This is a genomic window from Mesorhizobium sp. M7A.F.Ca.CA.002.09.1.1 (assembly GCF_003998555.1).
Lineage (GTDB): Bacteria > Pseudomonadota > Alphaproteobacteria > Rhizobiales > Rhizobiaceae > Mesorhizobium > Mesorhizobium ciceri.
Genome location: NZ_RZRR01001471.1, coordinates 1 through 704 on the forward strand (window position 1 = coordinate 1; position 704 = coordinate 704).

Genomic DNA, 704 nt, shown 5'->3' on the forward strand with positions numbered 1-704 from the left:
GTTTTGACAATGGATATTGCGAACCGAGTTTTGACGAATCGGGAGACTGAAATGCACCAGATTCTGCAGCCGGAAGGCTGGGCCAAACCTGTCGGCTACGCCAACGGCGTCGCGGCGCGCGGTCGGCTCGTCTTCGTTGGCGGACAGGTCGGCTGGAACGGCCAATGCCAGTTCGAAACCGACGACTTCGTCGGCCAGGTGCGGCAAACGCTTCAGAACATCGTCGCGGTGCTGGCGGAAGCCGGCGCGGGGCCGCAGCACATCACCTCGATGACCTGGTACTTCACCGACAAGGCCGAATACCTTGCCAATCTCAGGGGTATCGGCGAGGCCTATCGCGAGGTCATCGGCCGGCATTTTCCGGCGATGGCCGCCATGCAGGTGGTGGCGCTGGTCGAGGATCGCGCCAAGATCGAAATCCAGGCCACCGCCGTCATTCCGGAATAAATTATTGGCTGCCTCAGGAATAAATTATTCGCGAAGCCCCGCCTGCCTCAAGATCGGCAGCACGTGATCGCAGAAATAGGGCAGTTCTTGCGTGTAGTTGACGAAGGACAGCGCGATGCCCTGATAGCCGTGCCCGGCAATTGCGACCATGTCGGCGGCGATCGTTTCCGGCGTTCCGATCAGCGGGTAGGTGCCGGCGCCGCCGGCGAAACGCTGCCGGTAGCGGTCATAGGCGTGCGGGTCGTGCGATTGCGAGA

The 704-nt window shown here is 61.5% G+C and carries 1 protein-coding gene and 1 pseudogene; one reads left to right on the forward strand and one right to left on the reverse strand.

From position 1 onward, the window contains the following. Positions 1–51: 51 nt before the first annotated feature. Positions 52–447 (forward strand): RidA family protein, encoded by a 396-nt coding sequence (locus EN994_RS34075; RefSeq protein ID WP_063169943.1) that lies wholly within the window; start codon positions 52–54, stop codon positions 445–447. Positions 448–471: 24 nt separating this feature from the next. On the opposite strand, the pseudogene EN994_RS34080 reads toward EN994_RS34075, so the two are convergent. Next, positions 472–704, reverse strand: a pseudogene (locus EN994_RS34080) (LLM class flavin-dependent oxidoreductase); the annotation flags it as partial.